This window comes from Bradyrhizobium sp. CCBAU 45394, from assembly GCF_028128655.1.
Lineage (GTDB): Bacteria > Pseudomonadota > Alphaproteobacteria > Rhizobiales > Xanthobacteraceae > Bradyrhizobium > Bradyrhizobium diazoefficiens.
Genome location: NZ_LBIX01000094.1, coordinates 1 through 2,921, shown reverse-complemented (window position 1 = coordinate 2,921; position 2,921 = coordinate 1). Strand labels below are relative to the sequence as shown.

At 61.7% G+C, this 2,921-nt stretch carries 2 protein-coding genes and 1 pseudogene; 2 read left to right on the top strand and 1 reads right to left on the bottom strand.

All coding sequences use genetic code 11. The annotated features are described in order from the left end of the window. Positions 1–774: IS110 family transposase (locus WN73_RS12000; RefSeq protein WP_271552922.1), on the top strand; the 774-nt coding region annotated here is incomplete at its 5' end. Between the two features lie 258 nt (positions 775–1,032). Here WN73_RS12000 and WN73_RS11995 read toward each other — a convergent pair. Further along, positions 1,033–1,951: pseudogene (locus WN73_RS11995) on the bottom strand (IS3 family transposase); the annotation flags it as partial. Positions 1,952–2,338: 387 nt separating this feature from the next. Between WN73_RS11995 and WN73_RS11990 the strand changes: the two are divergent. After that, positions 2,339–2,921 (top strand): ABC transporter ATP-binding protein (locus WN73_RS11990; protein ID WP_271552921.1); only part of this gene is annotated, 583 nt, incomplete at its 3' end.

The following is a 2,921-nucleotide window of genomic DNA, read 5'->3' as shown; positions in this document are numbered from 1 at the left end:
CGAAGAGGAGCCAAGAATGACGCCGCTGACGCGGCCGCGATCTGCGAAGCCGTCACCCGTCCAAATATGCGGTTCGTTCCCATCAAGAGCGTCGAGAACCAAGGGTTCTTGATGCTTCATCGTGCAAGAGGCTTGCTGGTCCGCCAGCGAACCATGACAGCCTGCGCCATTCGGGCTCACTTTGCTGAGTTCGGAATTATTGTCGGGCAAGGCCGGCAACGGGTGGATGGTCTGGTGGACTTGTTGGATGACGAGGGGTTGACGCTGCCGGCCCATGCCCGCATCGCACTGGCCGTTCTTATGAACCAACTGAAGGAATTGGACCGGCAGGTCGAGGCCATCGAGCGCGAGCTAGCTCAGATCCAGCGAGTAAATCCGATGGCGAAGTTGCTGTCCTCGATTCCCGGGATCGGTCCCATAACGGCCACGGCTCTCGCCGCGACCGTACCGGACGCGACCATGTTCCGCTCCGGGCGGGAGTTCGCGGCCTGGCTTGGCCTGACGCCTAAGCAGAATTCCACTGGCGGGAAGGATCGGCTCGGCCGGATTACGAAACAGGGCGATTCCTATCTCAGGCACTTGCTTGTCATCGGAGCACGTAACGTCGTTCGGTACCCAAAGGCACGCTCCCGGGTTGGAGGCGGCTGGATCGAAGCCCTGCTTGAACGGCGTCGGCCCATGGTCGTCGCCGTCGCCGTTGCCAACAAGTTGGCCCGGATCGTCTGGGCGATGATGACGACCGGAGAATTCTATCGGTCAAAGCTCGCGGCCTGACTTTCCGCGTATGTTGGCCACCTTATGGTGTGAGGGCAAATGACAGCATGATGGACACCGGCGGAGCTGGGGATCGAGCAAGCCCGAAGAGCTTTAAGCGCAACAAGCGCGACCCGTTGATGAGGCCTCGATCCGCGATCTCCATCAGGGCCAGCGGCCATGGCATCGGTCGCACTAACAGGCCGTATACATGAACGCACCCGACCGATATCCAAAATGCTGTAAAAACCTCTTGCACCCGCGGGGCCGTCTATACATGAAGCTCTCGACAAAGCCGTTCTGCATCGGCTTTCCTGGTGCGATGAAGTGCCAGTCGATGGCTGCGTCCTTGCACCAGGCGAGCATGGCGTTGCAGGTGAACTCGGTGCCATGGTCGGACACGATCATTCCTGGCTTGCCGCGCCGCTCGACGATCGCCGTCAGTTCGCGGGCCACGCGCCGCCCCGAGATCGATGTGTCCGGAATGGCGCCAGACATTCCTTGGTGACGTCGTCGACGATGTTGAGGATGCGGAAGCGCCGACCGTTGGCGAACTGGTCGTGGACGAAATCCAGCGACCAGCGCGCATTGGGCCTCGCCTCGACCAGGATCGGGGCACGGGTCCCCACGGCCTTGCGGCGAGCCCGCCGCTTGCGGACGGTGAGCCCTTCTTCCCGATAAAGCCGGTAGATCCGGTTGATCCCCGAGGGCTCTCCCTCTCGCCGCAGCAGGACGAACAGCCGGCGGTAGCCAAAACGTCGCCGCTCGTTGGCGAGGTCACGCAGCCGGCCGCGTAGAGCAGCGTCCGGCGGACGGCTGGAGCGGTAACGGACCATCTTCCGATCCGCGCCCACGATCGAGCAGGCCCGCCGTTCCGACAGGCTCATGACGGCCTGCAGATGCGCGACAGCAGCGCGCTTGGCGGCGGGCCCTACCATTTTTTTGAAAGGAGCTCGCGAAGGGCGGCTGCATCGAGCATCTGCTCGGCAAGAAGCTTCTTCAGCTTCCCGTTCTCCTCCTCCAGGGCCCTCAGCCGCTTGGCCTCGGAGACATCCATGCCGCCGAATTTGGCCTTCCAATTGTAGATCGTCGCTTCAGAGATCCCGTGCCTGCGAGCCAGATCGGCCGTCTTCGCCCCGGCCTCATGCTCCTTCAACACTGCGATAATCTGCTCTTCCGTAAACCTTGCTCGCTTCATCTGTCCGTCCTTCTTCAGGCCGGACTCTAACTCCTTCTGGAGGAAATACTCAGTGGCAGGTCAGTTCGAAAATGCCGGCGACATAAACCTCTGTGTTCGCCTGTATTGCGAAGGATTTCGGCGTCGGCGGAGCGATATGAATGAAAACCAGCGCGTCAGCGGAGACATATTTCGTGAAAGAGCTGTTGCTGGCCGCTAGGCGGCAGAGTCAAAAACGAAGGGCGAGGAAACGTGAGCCAGCCGCCGGCGCCTTATGCAGGTGCGTCCCTACCATCCTGGCCCCGCATGCAGTTTCTGCAATCCGTCAAGCAGAAGATCGTGGTCTGGTCTTCGACGGGCGCCGCAAGAGTGGGAGCACCAGGGCGCGCGGGGGAGGGAAGAGGGGCGATGCCGGGCACGAACAGCGCCTTTGTGGAGTTTTCTGGCGTTCAGAAGACCTATGATGGCGAAGCCCTGGTCGTTAAGAATCTCAACCTGGAGATCGCCAGGGGTGAATTTCTAACAATGCTGGGGCCGTCTGGTTCGGGCAAGACCACGACCCTCATGATGCTTGCCGGCTTCGAGGCGCCCACTCAGGGAGCGATCCTGCTGGCGGGGCGCTCGATTGATAAGATGCCGCCGCACAAGCGCGACATCGGCATGGTGTTCCAAAACTACGCGCTGTTTCCTCATATGACCGTGGAGGAGAACCTCGCCTTCCCACTGAAGGTCCGCAAGCTTGGGAAGCTGGAGCGAGAGGCGAAGATCAAGCGGGCGCTCGACATGGTTCGGCTGGGTGCCTACGGCGGGCGCCGGCCCGGCCAGCTTTCCGGCGGTCAGCAGCAGCGCGTCGCGCTGGCCCGCGCGCTTGTCTTCGATCCCAAGCTCGTGCTGATGGACGAGCCGCTCGGTGCGCTGGACAAGCAACTGCGCGAGCACATGCAACTCGAGATCAAGCATATCCACGAGGATCTCGGCGTCACCGTGGTCT